17 protein-coding genes are annotated in these 18,650 nt (G+C 56.4%); 6 read left to right on the top strand and 11 right to left on the bottom strand.

What is annotated here, in order from left to right; genetic code table 11:
- Positions 1–50: 50 nt before the first annotated feature.
- The 7 genes from ACOTWU_RS18845 to ACOTWU_RS18815 all read right to left on the bottom strand — a co-directional run bounded on the left by ACOTWU_RS18845 (position 51) and on the right by ACOTWU_RS18815 (position 6,994).
- Entirely contained in the window at positions 51–1,388 is a 1,338-nt protein-coding gene (locus ACOTWU_RS18845; protein ID WP_015570129.1) for an MFS transporter, read from the bottom strand.
- Positions 1,389–1,505: 117 nt separating this feature from the next.
- Entirely contained in the window at positions 1,506–2,654 is a 1,149-nt protein-coding gene (dgoD, locus tag ACOTWU_RS18840; protein ID WP_048973091.1) for a galactonate dehydratase, read from the bottom strand.
- On the bottom strand, positions 2,651–3,268 hold the full coding sequence (locus ACOTWU_RS18835) for a 2-dehydro-3-deoxy-6-phosphogalactonate aldolase (protein ID WP_045333540.1): 618 nt from the start codon (positions 3,266–3,268) through the stop codon (positions 2,651–2,653). Before ACOTWU_RS18835 ends, dgoD begins: the two co-directional genes overlap by 4 nt.
- Entirely contained in the window at positions 3,252–4,130 is an 879-nt protein-coding gene (locus ACOTWU_RS18830) for a 2-dehydro-3-deoxygalactonokinase (protein WP_003861107.1), read from the bottom strand. The genes ACOTWU_RS18835 and ACOTWU_RS18830 overlap by 17 nt, the downstream gene beginning before the upstream one ends.
- Complete coding sequence (gene dgoR / locus ACOTWU_RS18825; RefSeq protein WP_003861109.1) at positions 4,127–4,816, bottom strand: D-galactonate utilization transcriptional regulator DgoR; 690 nt, start codon at positions 4,814–4,816, stop codon at positions 4,127–4,129. The genes ACOTWU_RS18830 and dgoR overlap by 4 nt, the downstream gene beginning before the upstream one ends.
- 226 nt (positions 4,817–5,042) lie before the next feature.
- Positions 5,043–5,855, bottom strand: a complete 813-nt coding sequence (yidA, locus tag ACOTWU_RS18820) for a sugar-phosphatase (RefSeq protein WP_023295661.1) — start codon at positions 5,853–5,855, stop codon at positions 5,043–5,045.
- A 113-nt stretch (positions 5,856–5,968) separates the two neighbouring features.
- On the bottom strand, positions 5,969–6,994 hold the full coding sequence (locus tag ACOTWU_RS18815; protein WP_017694027.1) for a zinc-dependent alcohol dehydrogenase family protein: 1,026 nt from the start codon (positions 6,992–6,994) through the stop codon (positions 5,969–5,971).
- A 113-nt stretch (positions 6,995–7,107) separates the two neighbouring features.
- On the opposite strand from ACOTWU_RS18815, the gene ACOTWU_RS18810 reads away from it, so the two are divergent.
- Entirely contained in the window at positions 7,108–8,043 is a 936-nt protein-coding gene (locus ACOTWU_RS18810) for a LysR family transcriptional regulator (protein ID WP_032668922.1), read from the top strand.
- 33 nt (positions 8,044–8,076) lie between these two features.
- On the opposite strand, the gene gyrB is transcribed toward ACOTWU_RS18810, so the two are convergent.
- Genes gyrB through dnaA form a run of 4 tightly spaced genes read right to left on the bottom strand, consistent with a single transcriptional unit; the run spans position 8,077 to position 14,089 of the window.
- Complete coding sequence (gene gyrB / locus ACOTWU_RS18805) at positions 8,077–10,488, bottom strand: DNA topoisomerase (ATP-hydrolyzing) subunit B (protein ID WP_126498965.1); 2,412 nt, start codon at positions 10,486–10,488, stop codon at positions 8,077–8,079.
- Positions 10,489–10,516: 28 nt separating this feature from the next.
- A complete protein-coding gene (recF, locus tag ACOTWU_RS18800) occupies positions 10,517–11,590 on the bottom strand; it encodes a DNA replication/repair protein RecF (RefSeq protein WP_000060091.1) in 1,074 nt (357 codons plus the stop codon).
- Complete coding sequence (gene dnaN / locus ACOTWU_RS18795) at positions 11,590–12,690, bottom strand: DNA polymerase III subunit beta (protein WP_015570134.1); 1,101 nt, start codon at positions 12,688–12,690, stop codon at positions 11,590–11,592. The genes recF and dnaN overlap by 1 nt, the downstream gene beginning before the upstream one ends.
- Positions 12,691–12,694: 4 nt before the next feature.
- Positions 12,695–14,089 (bottom strand): chromosomal replication initiator protein DnaA, encoded by a 1,395-nt coding sequence (gene dnaA / locus ACOTWU_RS18790; protein WP_017383700.1) that lies wholly within the window; start codon positions 14,087–14,089, stop codon positions 12,695–12,697.
- 638 nt (positions 14,090–14,727) lie between these two features.
- Between dnaA and rpmH the strand changes: the two genes are divergently transcribed.
- The 5 genes from rpmH (at position 14,728) to mnmE (ending at position 18,548) form a co-directional block, all read left to right on the top strand.
- Positions 14,728–14,868 (top strand): 50S ribosomal protein L34, encoded by a 141-nt coding sequence (gene rpmH / locus ACOTWU_RS18785; protein ID WP_000831330.1) that lies wholly within the window; start codon positions 14,728–14,730, stop codon positions 14,866–14,868.
- A 16-nt stretch (positions 14,869–14,884) separates the two neighbouring features.
- The gene (gene rnpA, locus ACOTWU_RS18780; RefSeq protein ID WP_006808764.1) at positions 14,885–15,244 is read left to right on the top strand and encodes a ribonuclease P protein component; all 360 of its coding nucleotides are present in this window, start codon (positions 14,885–14,887) and stop codon (positions 15,242–15,244) included.
- Positions 15,208–15,465 carry a membrane protein insertion efficiency factor YidD gene (gene yidD, locus ACOTWU_RS18775; RefSeq protein ID WP_001307474.1) on the top strand — a complete coding sequence of 86 codons (258 nt, stop codon included), beginning with the start codon at positions 15,208–15,210 and terminating at the stop codon, positions 15,463–15,465. Before rnpA ends, yidD begins: the two co-directional genes overlap by 37 nt.
- Positions 15,466–15,467: 2 nt before the next feature.
- A complete protein-coding gene (gene yidC, locus ACOTWU_RS18770; protein ID WP_003861138.1) occupies positions 15,468–17,111 on the top strand; it encodes a membrane protein insertase YidC in 1,644 nt (547 codons plus the stop codon).
- A 72-nt stretch (positions 17,112–17,183) separates the two neighbouring features.
- The gene (mnmE, locus tag ACOTWU_RS18765) at positions 17,184–18,548 is read left to right on the top strand and encodes a tRNA uridine-5-carboxymethylaminomethyl(34) synthesis GTPase MnmE (protein ID WP_100135025.1); all 1,365 of its coding nucleotides are present in this window, start codon (positions 17,184–17,186) and stop codon (positions 18,546–18,548) included.
- The last annotated feature ends 102 nt before the right edge of the window (positions 18,549–18,650 follow it).

Below are 18,650 nucleotides of genomic sequence, written 5' to 3'. Positions count from 1 at the left end.
AAAATACCCTGATGCGCGGTTATCGCATCAGGGTAAAACATCCGAAGGGATTAGCCTACTCGTTTAACGTCGCCGACCAGCAGGATGTAGGAGAGCGCCCCGATCAGCGCCACGGCAGAGATATACACCAGAGCCGGACCAAAGCCGTAGTCCTGCGCCAGGTAACCGATGACCAGCGGTACGGTGATCCCGCCCAGGCCGCCAACGAAGTTAAACACGCCACCAGTCAGGCCGATCAGACGCATCGGCGCCAGGGACGACACCAGCGACCAGGTGATGGAGGCAAAACCGTTTCCGAAGAACGCTACCGCCATCAGGGTCATGATCCACACCGGATCGTTGGTGTAGTTCGCTCCCATGATGCAGGTAGAGATCAGCAGTCCGCAGATAATCGGCGTTTTACGCGCAACGCCCAGCGAGAAGCCTTTTTTCACCAGCTTATCCGCCAGCCAGCCCGAGAGCAGGACGCCGAAAAACGCCGCAAGGAAGGGTACGGTGGTCATAAAGCCTGCCTTCAGCGCGGTAATACCTTTTTCCTGGGTCAGATAGTTCGGGAACCAGGTGAGGAAGAACCACAGCGTGGAGGTCACCGCGAACTGTCCCAGATACACGCCCACCAGCTTACGGTGGAAGACCAGCTTCCAGTCCGCTCTGGTCAGCGGCTGGCGCGCCTCTTTTTTCACGGGCGCATCGCCATCCACCAGGCCACCGCCGTCGCGGATGTAGTCCAGTTCGGCTTTGGTGATGCTTTTGGTCAGGCGCGGCGGCTGATAAACCTTAAACCAGATGAGCGACCAGATAATGCCGATCCCGCCGGTGACGATAAACACCCAGTGCCAGCTCAGCAGCTCCTGGATCCAGATTAACAGCGGCGTCAGAAACGCCAGACCAACAAACTGCCCGGAGGTGTAAAAACCAACAGCGGAAGCGCGTTCGTGTTCAGGGAACCAGCTGGTCACCATGCGGTTGTTGGTCGGAAACGCCGGCGCTTCAAACACCCCGGTGATGGCGCGCAGGCCAATCAGCGACATCAGCCCGGTCGCGAAGCCCTGGAACAGGGTCGCCACGGACCAGCCAAAAATAGCGATAAAGTAGGTCAGACGTGAACCCACGCGGTCAAGGAACCAGCCACCGGGGATCTGACAGAGCGTATACAGCCAGGCAAACGCCGAGAAGACGTAGCCCATTTCCGCTTTGGTGATGCCAAACTCTTCCTGAATATGAGCCGATGCCACGGCAAGGTTGGCGCGGTCGACATAACAGATGACCACGGTAATAAAGATCATGATCAGCGTCAGGTAACGACGACGCCCGGTTTTTGCAGCAGTAACTGGAATATCCATCGCAATCTGTCTCCAGATTTTGGGCATAGCGAAGCCGCTCACCATGCCCTGTAATTTACAGAGGGTTATATTTTTTCTATGTACGTTTTTTTTGCCCGGTGGCGCTTCGCTTACCGGGCCTACGAGAGAGTAGGCCGGATAAGCGTAGCGCCATCCGGCGATTTACCACTCGGCTACGGAACCGTCTTCAAGACGCCACAGTGGGTTACGCCAGTCCGGCGCACTTTTACTCAGCTCAATGACTTTGGCTTCGTCGATCTCCACGCCAAGGCCCGGCTTTGTTAACGGTTTAAAGAAACCACCTTCCATGCTGAAGTCTTCTTTGTTTTTCACAAAGTCGAGCAGCTCCGCGCCCTTGTTATAGTGTATGCCCATGCTTTGTTCCTGGAACACCGCATTACGGGAGACGAAGTCGACGTGCAGGCAGGCCGCCAGCGCAATCGGCCCAAGCGGACAGTGCGGCGCCAGCGCCACATCGTAGGCTTCTGCCATTCCGGCAATTTTGTAGCATTCGGTGATGCCGCCCGCGTGGGAGAGGTCCGGTTGCAGGATCGCAATGCCGCCCGCTTCCAGCACGCGTTTAAACTCGAAGCGCGAGAACATGCGTTCCCCCGCCGCGATGGGAATGTGCGTCTGTTCAGCCAGTTTCGGATAGTATTCCGCCTGCTCGGCCAGCACCGGCTCTTCGATAAACAGCGGGCGATACGGCTCCAGCTCTTTAATCAGCACTTTGGCCATTGGCGCGCTGACGCGGCCGTGGAAATCCAGACCAAACTCAATCTCGTTGCCGAAAGCCTCGCGGATTTGCGCCACGGTGTTCACCGCCCGGTCTACCGCGCGCGAGTTGTCTATAACGCCCATCTCTTCGCAGCCGTTGAGTTTGAAGGTGTCAAAACCGATGTTGCGCAGTTGCCGGATACCGTTGATCACTTCCGCAGGGCGGTCACCGCCCACCCAGCTGTAGGCTTTGATTTTGTCGCGCACCAGGCCGCCCATTAATTGCCAGACCGGGGCATTCAGCACTTTGCCTTTGATATCCCACAGCGCCTGATCAATACCGGCGATGGCGCTCATCAGGATCGGACCGCCACGGTAAAATCCCGCCCGGTACATGACCTGCCACAGGTCGTTGATGCGCGCCGGATCCTGGCCAATCAGGTATTCGCCCAGCTCGTGCACCGCGGCTTCAACGGTGCGCGCACGGCCTTCAATCACCGGCTCGCCCCAGCCAACCACGCCTTCGTCGGTTTCGATTTTCAGGAACATCCAACGCGGGGGTAAACGGTACGTGGTGAGTTTGGTTATTTTCATTGCACTGCCTCTCGATACGCTTTCACAAATGCTGCCGCCTGCTGTGCGGTACGCTCAACGGGCTGACCTGCACGATAGAGATCGCTGCCCAGCCCCGCGCCCACACAGCCCGCGCTCATCCACTGGCCCAGGTTTTCCGGCGTGACGCCGCCCACGGCAAAGACCGGCACGCTGACGGGTAAGACCGCTTTCAGCGCTTTGATGTAATCCGGACCAAAGGCCGACGACGGGAAAATTTTGAGAGACTGTGCGCCCGCATCGAGGGCGGCAAAGGCTTCTGTGGCCGTGGCGCAACCCGGGCAGACGGTCATGCCGTAATCCACCGCCCGGCGGATCACCTCGGGGTTGATATTCGGTGTGACGATAAGCTTGCAGCCCATTTTCGCCAGTTCATCCACCTGCTCCGGCTGTAATACGGTGCCAGCGCCAATCAGCGCCTTATCACCAAACGCCTTCACAACTGCCGGAATGCTTTTTTCCCACTCCGGGGAGTTGAGCGGGATTTCCACCGCGTCGAACCCGGCGTCGATCACCGCGCCAACGTGCGCTAAGGCCTCTCCGGGCGTGATACCGCGCAAAATCGCGATCAGGGGAAGTTCAGTTTGCCACTGCATGAGCGATGCTCCTTATGCCTGCCTGAAATGCCGTGTCGCCTTCCACCGCAGCAACATCCCGTCCGATAGCGTGGAACGCCTGGCGGTAACGAGACGTCAGCGATGAACCCGCGACGAGCGTGATGGCCTGCTGCCCGGCGAACGCGTCGCTCAGAGTGGCGACTTCTGCGCCAATCAGCAGGCCGGACAGAAATTCGCTGACCTGTTCGCGCGGAAGATTTCCCAGCACGTGCGAGGCGCGAACCTCAAAAAGTTGCGGCAAAACGGCAGGGGATGCGATCCCGCGCTCAAGCCCGGCGGCAAACGCTTCCGGCGAAGGGGTCTGCTCCGGCAAACCGGCCCCCACCAGCGAATGCTTAAGCAGCAAGTGGTGCAGTTCGCCGGTCATCACGGTGCGGAAATCATGAATTTGCTCAGCATCCGCCTGGACCCATTTGCAGTGCGTCCCGGGCATGACGTAGACAGAAGAAGGAGAAAGGGTGCGCGCCCCGAGCAGCTGCGTCTCTTCGCCGCGCATCACATTATGGTTATCGTCGCGAGAGACGCATAAACCGGGAATAATCCAGACATTGTCGCCAACCGACGTTAACTGCTCGCCAACGGCGGTGAAATGCACCGGAACTGACAGGTAAGGCGCGACCTTCCACCCCACGTTACTGCCGACCATTCCGGCCATCACCACTGGCGTAGTACCGTCGCGCCAGTTTTGTGTCACTTCTGCTAGCACCGCTGCGGGGGATTTACCGTTCAGGCGCGTCACACCTGCTTCTGATTGCCTGCTTTCCAGGCACTGCTCACCCTGGTAGAGCCAGGCGCGCAGATTGGTCGATCCCCAGTCAATTGCGATGTAGCGTGATGTCATGTGATTTCCTTCAACCTTCGTGTCGAGCTGGCGATCATGGTCAGCGCCGCCTGCTCTGCCGCATCGCCGTCCTGATGCCGTATCGCATCGAACAGCGCTTTATGTTCCTGAAGCGTTTTCGGCATGTTGGCCTCATCGCCCATCCAGGTACGTTCAAATACTGCTCGCTGTAGCGAGCTGATCGCCACGCTAAGCTGCTGTAAAACCGGGTTATGCACCGACTGCAATACCGCTTCGTGGTAACGAATGTCCGCTTCGTTGAACGCCTCCCGATTCTGGTTATTGGCGATCATGTCGTTTAAAGCCGACTCAATCTGTGCCAGGTCACCTGACGTTGCGCGCTCTGCCGCCCAGCGGGCGATGGCCGGTTCCACCAGATTTCGGACTTCGCTCATCGCGCCGATGAGCCGTGGGTCGTAGTCGTTTTCCAGCACCCATTGCAGAACATCGGTATCGAGGTAGTTCCACTGGTTACGCGGCGCCACAAACGCGCCGCGATAGCGCTTCATTTCAATCAGCCGCTTCGCCATCAGCGAGCGGAACACTTCCCGGATGATGTTGCGCGAGGTTTCAAACTCCTCGCACAGTTCCGCCTCTGCTGGCAGCGGCGAACCGGGAACGTATTTGCCACCCACAATCTGAGTGCCCAGCGTGATGACAATGCGATCGGTTTTATTGAGTGTCATGGAGAGTCCTTGTGCTCTGTAAGTCCATCACTACTTTACCGCGACCGCTGAATTTCGCCTCACTTTTGCAGTACAAACGTGAGGCCTTTCGTCTTTGCCGTGGTGACAATGTAGTACAATCAGTTAATGTTGTACTACAATCCAGATCACAAAAAGAACAATTCGATAAATTCAGGGCCAAAAAAAGCCCCGGTTAATAACCGGGGCTAATCTTTCAAAGCACTTGTTACGACAGAACGAATTTCTCGATCGCCCAGGCAACGCCGTCTTCCAGGTTAGATTTAGTCACGAAGTTCGCCACTTCTTTTACCGACGGGATGGCGTTATCCATCGCCACGCCCATGCCCGCATATTCGATCATCGCAATATCGTTTTCCTGGTCGCCCAGCGCCATGATCTCCTCAGGCTTGATGCCCAGCGCATCGGCAAGCGATTTGACGCCCGTGCCTTTATTGACGCGTTTATCAAGGATTTCGAGGAAGTACGGCGCACTTTTCAGCACGGTGTATTTCTCTTTTACCTCAGCCGGAATGCGTGAGATGGCTTTGTCGAGAACCGCAGGTTCATCAATCATCATCACTTTCAGGAACTGGGTCGCCGGGTCCATTTTCTCCGCTTCGCAGAACACCAGTGGAATGGTTGCAACGTAGGACTCGTGCACCGTGTAGTAGCTGATATCGCGGTTGGCGGTGTAAAGCGTATTGCGATCGAGCGCGTGGAAGTGAGAGCCCACGTCGCGGGAGAGTTTTTCCAGGAAACGGTAGTCATCATAGCTCAGTGCAGTTTGCGCCACCGTGCTGCCATCGGCTGCCTTTTGCACCAGCGCGCCGTTATAGGTGATGCAGTAATCGCCAGGCTGGTTCATGTGCAGCTCTTTCAGGTAACTGTGCACCCCGGCATACGGGCGTCCGGTGGTGAGCACCACGTTCACGCCTTTTTCGCGTGCGGCGGCGATCGCATTTTTAACGGCAGGAGAGATAGTGTGGTCTGGCAGCAGCAGCGTGCCGTCCATATCGATTGCAATGAGTTTGATAGCCATGAGGTCCCCGGGATAAATGAGTGCTACCTCATGCTAACGCGATTAAGCACACAAAAATAGAGCTACCTTGCGCAACAAAAAGCCCCTTTTACGTTTATCCCGGGAACGGGAACTCACTCGCGGGTGAGAACGATTTTGCCAAACGCACCGCGATCCAGATGTTCAAGCGCCTGTTCCAGCTCGTCAAAGCGGTAGCGATGCTCAATCACCGGTTTTAACTCCGTGACATCAACAGCACGGACAAAATCTTCCAGCGCCCGGCGGTGTCCAACCCCAATCCCCTGAATGACGGGAGATTTCAGCAACAGCTCGCTTGCAGGCAGAGAAATTTCTGTCCCGGCCAGCACGCCAATGACCGATATCCGCCCATGAACGGCAACGGCGCGCAGGGAATGTCTCAGGTTCTCCCCACCCACCGTTTCGATAATATGGTCGATGCCGCGATCCTGCGTCAGTGCCAGCGTATTTTCAGCCCAGTCGCCTTTCAGTCGGTTGATGCCCTGGCTGGCCCCCAGCTTTTTGGCCCGCGCCAGTTTTTCATCACTCCCCGACGTAACAATAACCTCTGCGCCGTGCGCTTTTGCTATCTGCAAAGCGAATAGCGCCACACCGCCCGTCCCTTGTACCAGCACCGATTGCCCGGCGCGTAAATGACCGCGCTCCACCAGCGCGAACCATGCGGTAAGCCCCGCGCAAGGAAGCGTGCTGGCCTCAGCGTCATCCAGGCTTTCCGGGGACGCCACCAGCGCATTTTCACTCACAATCACATATTCGGCCAGCATGCCCTGGAAGTATCCACCGGACGTTTTATAGGGCAAATCGCGCGCGTCTGCCTGCGGCTTGCCGTCGATCCATTCCGGGAAGAAGGTTGAGATGACGCGTGCGCCGGGCTTGAAACGCGTAACGCCTTCGCCGATGCTGTCCACCACGCCTGCCATGTCAGATGCTGGGGTAAACGGGAAGGAAAGCGGAATCGGCATCGTGCCTTCAATCACCATTTTATCCCGGTAGTTGAGCGCAACGGCATTAACCCTTACGCGAACCTCCCCCGGGCCTGGCTGTGGAACAGGCTCCTGAACGAGCCTGAGGCTTTCACGACCAAGGGCATCCATTGACCAGCGTTGCATTGTTTCAGTCATTTTTTTCTCCTGTCATCAGATGATTTTCAGTTCTGACAGTCTACCGTTGACTCAGCGTCGCCAGTGGCGATAAGTTTTCCCTTCATTGATGACCAAATTGACACAATCCGTCCATGACCGATACGCTGAAAGATATTCCCGTTTTCGTTGCCTCCGTTGAGGCAGGAAGTTTTGCCCAGGCCGCCGTCCGTCTGCATTTGTCGCGCTCGGCGGTAGGAAAAAGCATTGCTCGTCTTGAAGAGAGGCTGGGGGTTCGTCTGTTTCATCGGACCACCCGCAGTCAGAGGCTGACCGATAACGGCGCGCTTTTTTATGAACGCTGCCTGCGCGCGCTGGAGGAGATCCGTGGCGCTGAATCGCAGCTTGAAACCGGAAAACATCAGGTCAACGGTCGGCTGCGTGTTGCCGTGCCGGTGCTGTTTGGTCGCCAGTGTATCGCCCCGCTGCTAATAGAGCTGGCGCAGGAGCATCCCGGGCTTGAGCTTGAAATGTCCTTCAGCGACCGCGTCGTGGATCTCGTGGAAGAAGGGTTTGATATGGCGGTGCGCAATGGCGCTCTGGCTGACAGCAGCGTGCTGGTCGCCAGAAGGCTGGGGGAGCACCGGATGGTTCTGTGTGCCGCGCCGGATTATCTGCTTAAGAATGGCCAGCCGCAAACCGTTGATGATTTACGCCAGCATACGGCCATTAACTACACGCGTGCGGGCAGAGTCCTACCCTGGCAGCTGATGGATTACGATGGCACGTCGCGCACGTTTATTCCCCGCTCATCGCTCAATATGGATGATTTACAAGCGATCTGCGACGCGGCGCTGGCCGGCCACGGCCTTGCGTGGCTACCCTGCTGGATGGTCATTAAAGAAATTCAGCAGGGAGATCTTGTCCCGCTCTTAAAGCAGGCCCCGGATGTACGCTTCGACGTTCATGCCGTCTGGCAGCAGACGCCACACCTGCCGCTAAGGGTAAGAATTGCCATAGATATGCTGGTCAAACGTTTACCGGCAGTGATGTCGCTGGAGTTTCCTGCGTCCATAAAAAAGCCGCGCTGAAGCGCGGCCAGTTATGCTGTCGTAAAGCGACGATTAAATATCGATATTCGCCGCCTTCAGGGCGTTCTCTTCGATGAAGGCGCGACGTGGTTCAACCGCATCGCCCATCAGGGTCGTGAACAGCTGATCCGCTGCGATTGCGTCTTTAACGGTGACGCGCAGCATGCGACGGCTTTCCGGATCCATGGTGGTTTCCCACAGCTGATCCGGGTTCATTTCGCCCAGGCCTTTATAACGCTGAATAGAGAGACCACGACGGGACTCTTTTACCAGCCACTCCAGCGCCTGTTCGAAGCTGGCTACCGGCTGACGACGTTCGCCACGTTCGATAAACGCATCGTCTTCGATCAGACCGCGCAGCTTCTCGCCGAGGGTGCAGATACGGCGGTATTCCGGACCGGTCACAAATTCGTGCTCCAGCGGGTAGTCGGTATCGACGCCGTGGGTACGCACGCGGACGATCGGCTCGAACTGCTGCTCAGCGTTCTGCTGGACGTCGAACTTCCACTGGCTGCCATGCTGCTCTTTCTCGTTCAGCTCGCTCACCAGGGTGTTCACCCAGCGGATGACGGTCTGCTCGTTGCTCAGATCGGCTTCGGTCAGGGTCGGCTGGTAAATCAGCTCTTTCAGCAGCGCTTTCGGATAGCGACGCTCCATACGGCCAATCATTTTCTGCGTGGCGTTGAACTCGGAGACCAGACGCTCCAGCGGCTCACCGGCCAGCGCTGGCGCGCTGGAGTTTGCGTGCAGGGTCGCACCATCAAGGGCGATCGCGATTTGGTACTGATCCATCGCGTCGTCATCTTTAATGTACTGTTCCTGCTTGCCTTTCTTCACTTTGTACAACGGCGGCTGGGCAATGTAAACGTGTCCGCGCTCAACGATTTCCGGCATCTGACGATAGAAGAAGGTCAACAGCAGCGTACGAATGTGCGAGCCGTCGACGTCCGCATCGGTCATGATGATGATGCTGTGATAGCGCAGTTTGTCCGGGTTGTACTCGTCGCGACCAATGCCGCAGCCGAGCGCGGTGATGAGCGTCGCCACTTCCTGAGAAGAGAGCATCTTGTCGAAGCGCGCTTTCTCAACGTTAAGGATTTTACCCTTCAGCGGCAGAATCGCCTGGTTCTTGCGGTTACGGCCCTGCTTCGCAGAACCGCCCGCGGAGTCCCCTTCCACAAGGTACAGTTCAGACAGCGCCGGGTCGCGTTCCTGACAGTCAGCCAGTTTGCCCGGCAGGCCTGCCAGGTCCAGCGCGCCTTTACGACGGGTCATTTCACGCGCTTTACGCGCCGCTTCACGGGCACGCGCCGCATCGATAATTTTACCCACCACGATTTTCGCGTCGGACGGGTTTTCCAGCAGGTATTCGCTCAGCAGTTCGTTCATCTGCTGTTCAACCGCCGATTTCACCTCAGAAGAGACCAGCTTGTCTTTGGTCTGTGAGGAGAACTTCGGATCCGGCACCTTCACGGAGACCACGGCAATCAGGCCTTCACGGGCATCGTCACCGGTGGCGCTGACTTTCGCTTTTTTGCTGTAGCCTTCTTTGTCCATGTAGGCGTTCAGGGTTCGGGTCATCGCCGCGCGGAAGCCCGCCAGGTGCGTACCGCCATCGCGTTGTGGAATGTTGTTGGTGAAGCAGTAGATGTTTTCCTGGAAACCGTCGTTCCACTGCAAGGCCACTTCCACGCCGATACCGTCTTTTTCAGTAGAGAAGTAGAAGATATTCGGGTGAATTGGCGTTTTGTTCTTGTTCAGATACTCAACGAACGCCTTGATACCACCTTCGTAATGGAAGTGGTCTTCTTTGTTGTCGCGCTTGTCGCGCAGACGAATCGACACGCCGGAGTTCAGGAACGACAGTTCGCGCAGGCGTTTCGCCAGGATGTCGTACTCAAACTCGGTAACGTTGGTGAAGGTTTCGAGGCTCGGCCAGAAACGCACCATGGTACCGGTTTTATCGGTATCACCCGTGACGGCCAGCGGAGCGTCAGGCACGCCGTGCTGATAGATCTGACGGTGAATTTTGCCTTCGCGCTGGATAACCAGCTCCAGCTTCTGCGACAGGGCATTTACTACGGATACGCCTACGCCGTGCAGACCGCCGGAAACTTTATAGGAGTTATCATCGAACTTCCCGCCTGCGTGCAGAACGGTCATGATGACTTCCGCAGCAGATACGCCCTCTTCCGGGTGAATACCGGTTGGGATGCCACGACCGTCATCGGTAACGGACACGGAGTTGTCCGCATGGATCGTGACCACGATGTCTTTACAGTGACCCGCGAGCGCTTCGTCGATAGCGTTATCTACCACCTCGAATACCATGTGGTGCAGACCGGTGCCGTCATCCGTGTCGCCGATATACATACCCGGGCGCTTACGCACCGCATCCAGCCCTTTCAGGACTTTGATACTGGAGGAGTCATAAGAATTCGACATCAACGTTTCTCGCTCATTTCAACTTGGGTTAATCCGTTATTTTACCCTTTTCCACGGTAAACATCTTCGAATTTTCGTCCGACATGTCTATAACGTGTTCAGCGCTAATGGCGCTGACGAAAACCTGCGACTGCGTGGCTTTTAAGCGGCTGGCAAGCAGCCCGCGCCGCGCGTCGTCAAGTTCCGAGGCAAAATCATCTATCAGGTACAGGCAGCGTCGCCCGCTCTCTCGAGTGAGGAACTCCCCCTGCGCCAGGCGCAGCGCGCACATCAGGAGCTTCAGCTGCCCGCGCGACAGCGTGTCTTCCACCGGCGCACCGTCGGCACGAATGCGGAAATCCGCCTTGTGCGGGCCGTGCGCGGTGTAGGTCAACATGCGATCGCGCTCGAAGCTTCTCTCTAACACCTCGGCATAATCCGTCTCTTTTTCCCAGCCACGCTGAAAAGAGAAGGTGAGAGAGAACTCGGGTAAAAACTGTTTGCAGGTGTCGGCCATGTCTTCGGCGATACCTGCGCTGTATTCGGCACGCCAGCGGCTGATTTGTTCCGCAAGAGGGATGAGTTCCATGTCCCACGGACGCAGCTGAGCGTAGCGCGTGACCTGGCGCAATGCGGCGTTACGCTGTTTAAGCAGACGCTTCAGGTTGCTCCAGGCGTTAAAGAAACCGGCTTCATTGTGAAAGCATCCCCAGTCGAGGAACGCTCTTCTGTATTTGGGGCCGCCGTTGAGTAAAGTAAACCCCTCGGGCGTAATCAGCTGCATCGGCATCAGCAGCGCCAGCTCCGCCACCTTGTGGCCATCGGTGCCGTCGATGCGCACCTTGCTGTCGCCCTGCTTGTCTTTGGTCAGGCCGATGGCGGTTTCCCGCTCTGCGCCCTGCAAACGCCCGTGCAGAACAAAAGATTCCTGCTCGTGGCGAATCACGCGACCAATCTGCAAACTGCGAAACGCCCGGCCGTGGCCGAGCGTATAGATGGCTTCCAGCACGCTGGTTTTGCCGCTGCCGTTCGCGCCAACCAGGAAGTTAAAGCCAGGGGATAAAGCGAGATCCGCGCTTTCGATATTGCGAAAGTCGCGGATCAACAGACGGGTGAGCGACATTACAGTCTCATTGGCATGACAACATAAGCAGCCGACTGTGATGCGGCATCTTCAATCTGTACGCTCGAAACGGAGTCAGTCAGCAGGATGCGAACGTTCTCGCATTTCAGTGCATTCAGCACATCCAGCACATAGCTGACGTTGAAGCCGATTTCCATCTCAGCCCCGGCGTAGGTGACGTCCAGAATCTCTTCTGCCTCTTCCTGCTCCGGGTTGTTGGCGGTGATTTTGATCTGGTTTTCACTCACGTATAGACGTACGCCGCGGAATTTCTCGTTGGAGAGAATAGCGGCACGCGCGAACGCCTGCTTGAGGATATCGCAACCCGCCTCCAGCGTTTTATCCGGGTTCTTCGGCAATACGCGGCGATAATCCGGGAAACGACCGTCTACCAGCTTCGATGTGAAGACAAAATCGCCCACGTGGGCACGAATATTGTTGCTGCCAATCTGCACGCGCAGCGGCGTTTCACCGCCGTCGAGCATACGCATCAGTTCAATTACGCCTTTACGCGGTACGATCACCGAATGGTTTGGCAGTGAATCGCCAATCGGCATGGAACAAACCGCCAGACGGTGACCGTCGGTCGCCACGGTACGCAGCTCTTCACCTTCGGTTTCGAACAGCATGCCGTTTAAGTAGTAACGAACGTCCTGATGCGCCATGGAGAACTGCGTGGCTTCAATCAGACGCTTCATCGTCGCCTGCGGCAGGGTAAATTCAACTTCGCTCTGCCAGTCATCCAGGTTCGGGAAGTCCGCAGCGGGCAGCGTGGAGAGGGAGAAACGGCTGCGGCCAGAGCGCACCAGCATGCGGTCGCCCTCCAGCTGCACGGCGATTTCAGCGCCTTCCGGCAGCCCACGGCAAATATCAAAGAATTTACGTGCCGGAACCGTGGTCGCGCCCGCGTCGTGCGGCTGAGTCAGCGTAACGCGCGCGATCATTTCCATTTCCAGATCTGTGCCGGTCAGCGACAGCGTACCGTCCGCGACCTGAAGCAGCAGGTTTCCAAGAATAGGCAGCGTAGGGCGGCCGCCTAATGGGCCACTCACCTGTTGCAGCGGTTTTAATAAATGTTCACGTTCAACGGTAAATTTCATAGCGTCACGATGATAATGTTCTGATTAAATTGGAAAAATCTTCTTTTATGTCGTGGCTTTCTTCGCGTAACTGCTCGATCTTGCGACAGGCGTGCAGCACGGTCGTATGGTCACGGCCACCAAACGCATCACCGATTTCCGGCAGGCTGTGGTTGGTTAGCTCTTTTGCCAGCGCCATCGCCATCTGACGCGGACGCGCCACCGAGCGGGAACGACGTTTAGACAGTAAATCTGCCACTTTGATCTTGTAGTACTCAGCCACCGTCTTCTGAATATTGTCGATAGTGACCAGTTTTTCCTGCAAAGCCAATAAATCGCGCAGCGCTTCACGCACAAAATCGATGGTGATCGCCCGACCGGTGAAGTTGGCGTTGGCGATAACGCGGTTCAGCGCCCCTTCCAGCTCACGCACGTTGGAACGCAGGCGCTTGGCAATGAAGAACGCCACTTCACCCGGCAGGCGAATGTCGTTCTCGTCGGCTTTTTTCATCAGGATCGCGACGCGGGTTTCCAGCTCCGGCGGCTCGATCGCCACGGTCAGGCCCCAGCCGAAGCGGGATTTGAGACGATCTTCAACGCCGTTGATCTCTTTTGGATAACGATCCGAGGTCAGAATGATCTGCTGATTGCCTTCCAGCAGGGCGTTAAAGGTATGGAAAAACTCTTCCTGCGATCGTTCTTTATTGGCAAAGAACTGAATGTCATCGATCAGCAGCGCATCAACGGAACGGTAGTAGCGTTTAAACTCTTCGATCGCATTGTTTTGCAGGGCTTTTACCATGTCCTGAACGAAGCGTTCGGAGTGCATATACACCACTTTGGCATTGGGCTTACGCGCCATAATGCCGTTGCCCACCGCATGCAGCAGGTGCGTTTTACCGAGACCCGTGCCGCCATACAGAAACAGCGGGTTGTAAGCGCCACCGGGGTTATCGGCTACCTGGCGAGCCGCCGCGCGCGCCAGCTGGTTCGACTTACCTTCAACGAAGTTATCGAACGTGTGTTTCACGTTAACGTTAGAGCGGTAGGTAGGCTCAGCGGGGGCCGGAACGTTATCCCAGCCCTGACGAACCGGTGCAACGCGAGGCGCTGGAGCGGGCGCCGCCTGTGCAGGGGCAGCCACATTGACAACTTCACGAACGGTTTGGGTGACCGGCTTTGTGCCCACTTCAAAACGCAGCTGTGGGGCATCTGACCCGCAGAAATCGTTCAGCAGTCCATTGATGTTATTAAGGTATTTATCCCTTACCCAATCGAGCACGAAACGGTTTGGCGCATACAAAGCCAGCGTGTTATCGCTCAGTTCCGCCTGCAACGGGCGGATCCACATACTGAATTCTGTGGCTGGTAACTCATCCTGCAATCGGGCAAGACACTGCTGCCAAAGCGAAAGTGACACGGCGGACTCCACTCGAACAATAAAAGAAAACTATTGAATATTCATGATTGTTGGCGCACATCGACATGACCCCATCAGGGTGATGTGCGAACCGCTATCTGCGGTTATACACGCTATCGTTGATACAGCCTGAACGATGTTGTGTTTATGCCCGACCAGGATCGCTGGATCCCGATCGGGACCGCGGATCATAGCCTAAACTGAGCCAGAGATCTTCTGTTTCTCACAGATTCTTCCCGATTTATCCACAGGAAGATCCGGAATCGGGTAAGTGTAAACGATCCTGACGCGAGTGCCTCGCGATTTAGGCCGCATATTGGAAAATTTAATGAGCACAGACAATTTTTGGCTTAAATGATCTAACGAAGATCCGGGACGATCCTTGCGCTTTATCGTTGAGCCCGTATAATCCTCGACCCGGCGCGTGATGCTCATCTTCCTGCGTCGTCCGCTGCTCATTTTCCACGCGAAAACGTGCGGAAATACACAGGGATTTAAGGAAAGAGAATTGACTCCGGAGTGTACAATTATTACAATCCGGCCTCTTTAATCACCCACGGCTTCGGCGTCCGTCATTCGAAACTCGGTCGGGCATCCGCAAAAGTCATGAATTTTTTCAAGTTTAGGTAGAAATCGCCATGAAACGCACTTTTCAACCGTCTGTACTGAAGCGCAACCGTTCTCACGGCTTCCGTGCTCGTATGGCTACTAAAAATGGTCGTCAGGTTCTGGCACGTCGTCGTGCTAAAGGCCGCGCTCGTCTGACCGTTTCCAAGTAATAAAGCTAACCCCTGAGTGGTTAAGCTCGCATTTCCCAGGGAGTTACGTTTGTTAACTCCCACTCATTTCACTTTCGTCTTCCAGCAGCCATTACGGGCTGGCACGCCGCAAATCACCATCCTCGGCCGCCAAAATTCGCTGGGGCATCCCCGCATCGGTCTCACAGTCGCCAAGAAAAACGTTAAGCGTGCGCATGAACGCAACCGGATTAAACGTCTGACGCGTGAAAGCTTCCGTTTACGTCAGCACGAACTGCCTTCAATGGATTTCGTGGTGGTGGCTAAAAAAGGGGTTGCCGACCTCGATAACCGTGCTCTCTCGGAAGCGTTGGAAAAATTATGGCGCCGCCACTGTCGCCTGGCTCGCGGGTCCTGATAGCCCTCATTCGGGTCTATCAACGCCTGATTAGTCCGCTACTCGGGCCACACTGCCGTTTCACGCCAACATGCTCAAGCTACGGAATTGAGGCATTGCGCAGGTTTGGAGTGATAAAAGGCAGTTGGTTGACGGTGAAACGCGTATTAAAATGCCACCCTTTACACCCAGGTGGAGACGACCCCGTCCCTCCAGGACCTTTTGATACCAGAGAACACTAACGATGGATTCGCAACGCAATCTTCTTATCATCGCTTTGTTGTTCGTGTCTTTCATGATCTGGCAGGCATGGGAGCAGGATAAAAATCCTCAACCCCAGCAGCAGACCACGCAGACCACGACCACCGCAGCGGGTAGCGCCGCCGACCAGGGCGTACCGGCCAGTGGCCAGGGGAAACAGATTACGGTTAAGACCGATGTGCTTGAGCTGACTATCAACACCCGTGGTGGTGATGTTGAGCAGGCGCTGCTGTTGACCTACCCGAAAGAGCTGAAGTCTACCGAACCGTTCCAGTTACTGGAAACTACGCCTGAATTTATCTACCAGGCGCAGAGCGGCCTGACCGGTCGTGATGGCCCGGATAACCCGGCTAACGGTGCGCGTCCACTGTATAACGTCGAGAATGACACGTTTGTGCTGGCTGATGGTCAGAACGAACTGGTTATCCCGATGACCTACACCGACGCGGCAGGCAACACCTTCACCAAAACCTTCACCCTGAAACGCGGTGAGTATGCGGTGAACGTTGGCTACAGCGTACAGAACGCCGGTGCGAAACCACTGGAAATCTCTACCTTTGGTCAGTTGAAGCAGTCCATCAATCTGCCGTCTCACCGTGACACCGGAAGCAGCAACTTTGCGCTGCATACCTTCCGTGGCGCGGCTTACTCCACGCCAGATACCAAGTACGAGAAATACAAATTCGACACCATTGCCGATAACGAAAACCTGAACGTCAGCTCTAAAGGCGGTTGGGTCGCAATGCTGCAACAGTATTTCGCGACGGCGTGGGTACCGAATAACGACGGTACGAACAACTTCTACACCGCGAACCTCGGCAACGGTATTGCAGCCATCGGCTACAAATCTCAGCCGGTTCTGGTGCAGCCGGGTCAAACCGGTAAACTGGCAAGCACCCTGTGGGTCGGCCCGGAAATCCAGGACAAAATGGCTGCCGTTGCGCCGCACCTGGATCTGACCGTCGATTACGGTTGGTTGTGGTTCATCTCTCAGCCGCTGTTTAAGCTGCTGAAGTTCATCCACAGCTTCCTGGGTAACTGGGGCTTCTCCATCATCGTTATCACCTTTATCGTTCGTGGCATCATGTACCCGCTGACTAAAGCGCAGTACACCTCCATGGCGAAGATGCGTATGCTACAGCCGAAGATTCAGGCTATGCGTGAGCGTCTGGGCGATGACAAACAGCGTCAGAGCCAGGAGATGATGGCCCTGTATAAAGCAGAGAAAGTGAACCCACTGGGTGGTTGCTTCCCGCTGCTGATTCAGATGCCAATCTTCCTTGCACTGTACTACATGCTGATGGGTTCCGTTGAGCTGCGCCACGCGCCGTTCGCTCTGTGGATCCATGACCTGTCCGCACAGGACCCGTACTACATCCTGCCGATCCTGATGGGCGTGACGATGTTCTTCATTCAGAAGATGTCTCCGACCACCGTGACCGACCCGATGCAGCAGAAGATCATGACCTTTATGCCGGTCATCTTCACCGTGTTCTTCCTGTGGTTCCCGTCAGGTCTGGTGCTGTACTATATCGTCAGCAACCTGGTGACCATCATCCAGCAGCAGCTGATTTACCGTGGTCTGGAAAAACGTGGCCTGCATAGCCGCGAAAAGAAAAAGTCCTGATTCGGTAACTTAACGCTAAAATAAGGGCGGTCGATTGACCGCCTTTTTTATTTGTATTGAACGAGAGCAACCATGAGCCATAACGACACTATCGTCGCCCAGGCAACCCCACCGGGACGCGGTGGTGTAGGCATTCTGCGCATCTCCGGCCTGAAGGCGCGTGAGGTGGCCGAAGCGGTGCTGGGTAAACTGCCAAAGCCGCGCTACGCTGATTATCTGCCGTTTAAGGATGCCGACGGCACACCGCTGGACCAGGGCATCGCGCTGTGGTTCCCCGGCCCAAACTCCTTCACCGGCGAAGACGTGCTGGAGCTTCAGGGTCACGGCGGCCCGGTGATCCTCGACCTGCTGTTAAAACGTATTCTGACCCTGCCTGGCCTGCGCATTGCAAAGCCGGGTGAGTTCTCCGAGCGTGCTTTCCTCAACGATAAGCTCGACCTGGCGCAGGCCGAGGCGATTGCCGACCTGATCGACGCCAGTTCCGAACAGGCAGCCCGCTCCGCGCTGAACTCGTTGCAGGGGGCATTTTCCGCACGCGTGAATCACCTTGTGGAAGCACTTACTCACCTGCGAATCTATGTCGAAGCGGCTATCGACTTCCCGGACGAGGAGATCGACTTCCTCTCAGACGGTAAAATTGAAGCTCAGCTCAACCAGGTGATGAACGATCTCGATGCCGTTCGCGCCGAAGCGCGCCAGGGCAGCCTGCTGCGTGAAGGAATGAAGGTGGTGATTGCTGGTCGCCCCAATGCCGGAAAATCGAGCCTGCTGAACGCCCTGGCGGGCCGTGAAGCGGCGATCGTGACCGACATAGCCGGCACCACCCGCGATGTCCTGCGCGAGCATATCCATATCGACGGCATGCCGCTGCACATCATCGACACCGCTGGCCTGCGCGATGCGAGCGATGAAGTCGAGCGTATCGGTATCGAACGCGCCTGGCAGGAGATCGAGCAGGCCGACCGCGTGCTGTTTATGGTGGACGGCACCACAACCGACGCCGTTGACCCGGCTGAAATCTGGCCAGACTTTATCGCCCGTCTCCCGGCTAAACTGCCGATCACCGTGGTGCGCAACAAGGCCGACGTTACCGGCGAAACGCTGGGCATCAGCGTTGTGAATGGTCACTCACTTATTCGCCTGTCGGCCCGTACCGGTGAAGGCGTGGAAGCCCTGCGTAGCCATCTCAAACAGAGCATGGGCTTCGACACCAGTATGGAGGGCGGCTTCCTGGCACGTCGTCGTCACTTGCAGGCGCTGGAAGAGGCGGCTCGCCACCTTGAGCAGGGTAAAGCCCAGCTGATCGGCGCGTGGGCCGGTGAACTGCTGGCGGAAGAGCTGCGTCTGGCGCAGCAGAACCTGAGCGAGATCACCGGGGAGTTTACGTCGGACGATCTGCTGGGACGGATTTTCTCGAGCTTCTGCATTGGTAAGTAATTCCCGTTAATACAGGGTGATTTCCTCCAGGGAAATCACCATTGTCCAAATGGCAACTCGCTTAATCCCTCCACGCCCCCTATCCTGCTTGCCTGCATCTAT

Source organism: Enterobacter cloacae complex sp. GYL001, from assembly GCF_049237125.1.
Lineage (GTDB): Bacteria > Pseudomonadota > Gammaproteobacteria > Enterobacterales > Enterobacteriaceae > Enterobacter > Enterobacter hormaechei_C.
Note: the sequence above shows the minus strand (reverse complement) of the source record. Positions and strands in the feature narration are given on the sequence as shown.

Excerpts from the sequence above, each read along its gene's own strand:
- ACOTWU_RS18845 (WP_015570129.1), bottom strand. The coding sequence starts at position 1,388 with ATGGTGAGCGGCTTCGCTATGCCCAAAATCTGGAGACAGATTGCGATG.
- dgoD (WP_048973091.1), bottom strand. The coding sequence starts at position 2,654 with ATGAAAATAACCAAACTCACCACGTACCGTTTACCCCCGCGTTGGATG.
- ACOTWU_RS18835 (WP_045333540.1), bottom strand. The coding sequence starts at position 3,268 with ATGCAGTGGCAAACTGAACTTCCCCTGATCGCGATTTTGCGCGGTATC.
- ACOTWU_RS18830 (WP_003861107.1), bottom strand. The coding sequence starts at position 4,130 with ATGACATCACGCTACATCGCAATTGACTGGGGATCGACCAATCTGCGC.
- dgoR (WP_003861109.1), bottom strand. The coding sequence starts at position 4,816 with ATGACACTCAATAAAACCGATCGCATTGTCATCACGCTGGGCACTCAG.
- yidA (WP_023295661.1), bottom strand. The coding sequence starts at position 5,855 with ATGGCTATCAAACTCATTGCAATCGATATGGACGGCACGCTGCTGCTG.
- ACOTWU_RS18815 (WP_017694027.1), bottom strand. The coding sequence starts at position 6,994 with ATGACTGAAACAATGCAACGCTGGTCAATGGATGCCCTTGGTCGTGAA.
- ACOTWU_RS18810 (WP_032668922.1), top strand. The coding sequence starts at position 7,108 with ATGACCGATACGCTGAAAGATATTCCCGTTTTCGTTGCCTCCGTTGAG.
- gyrB (WP_126498965.1), bottom strand. The coding sequence starts at position 10,488 with ATGTCGAATTCTTATGACTCCTCCAGTATCAAAGTCCTGAAAGGGCTG.
- recF (WP_000060091.1), bottom strand. The coding sequence starts at position 11,590 with ATGTCGCTCACCCGTCTGTTGATCCGCGACTTTCGCAATATCGAAAGC.
- dnaN (WP_015570134.1), bottom strand. The coding sequence starts at position 12,690 with ATGAAATTTACCGTTGAACGTGAACATTTATTAAAACCGCTGCAACAG.
- rpmH (WP_000831330.1), top strand. The coding sequence starts at position 14,728 with ATGAAACGCACTTTTCAACCGTCTGTACTGAAGCGCAACCGTTCTCAC.
- yidD (WP_001307474.1), top strand. The coding sequence starts at position 15,208 with ATGGCGCCGCCACTGTCGCCTGGCTCGCGGGTCCTGATAGCCCTCATT.
- yidC (WP_003861138.1), top strand. The coding sequence starts at position 15,468 with ATGGATTCGCAACGCAATCTTCTTATCATCGCTTTGTTGTTCGTGTCT.
- mnmE (WP_100135025.1), top strand. The coding sequence starts at position 17,184 with ATGAGCCATAACGACACTATCGTCGCCCAGGCAACCCCACCGGGACGC.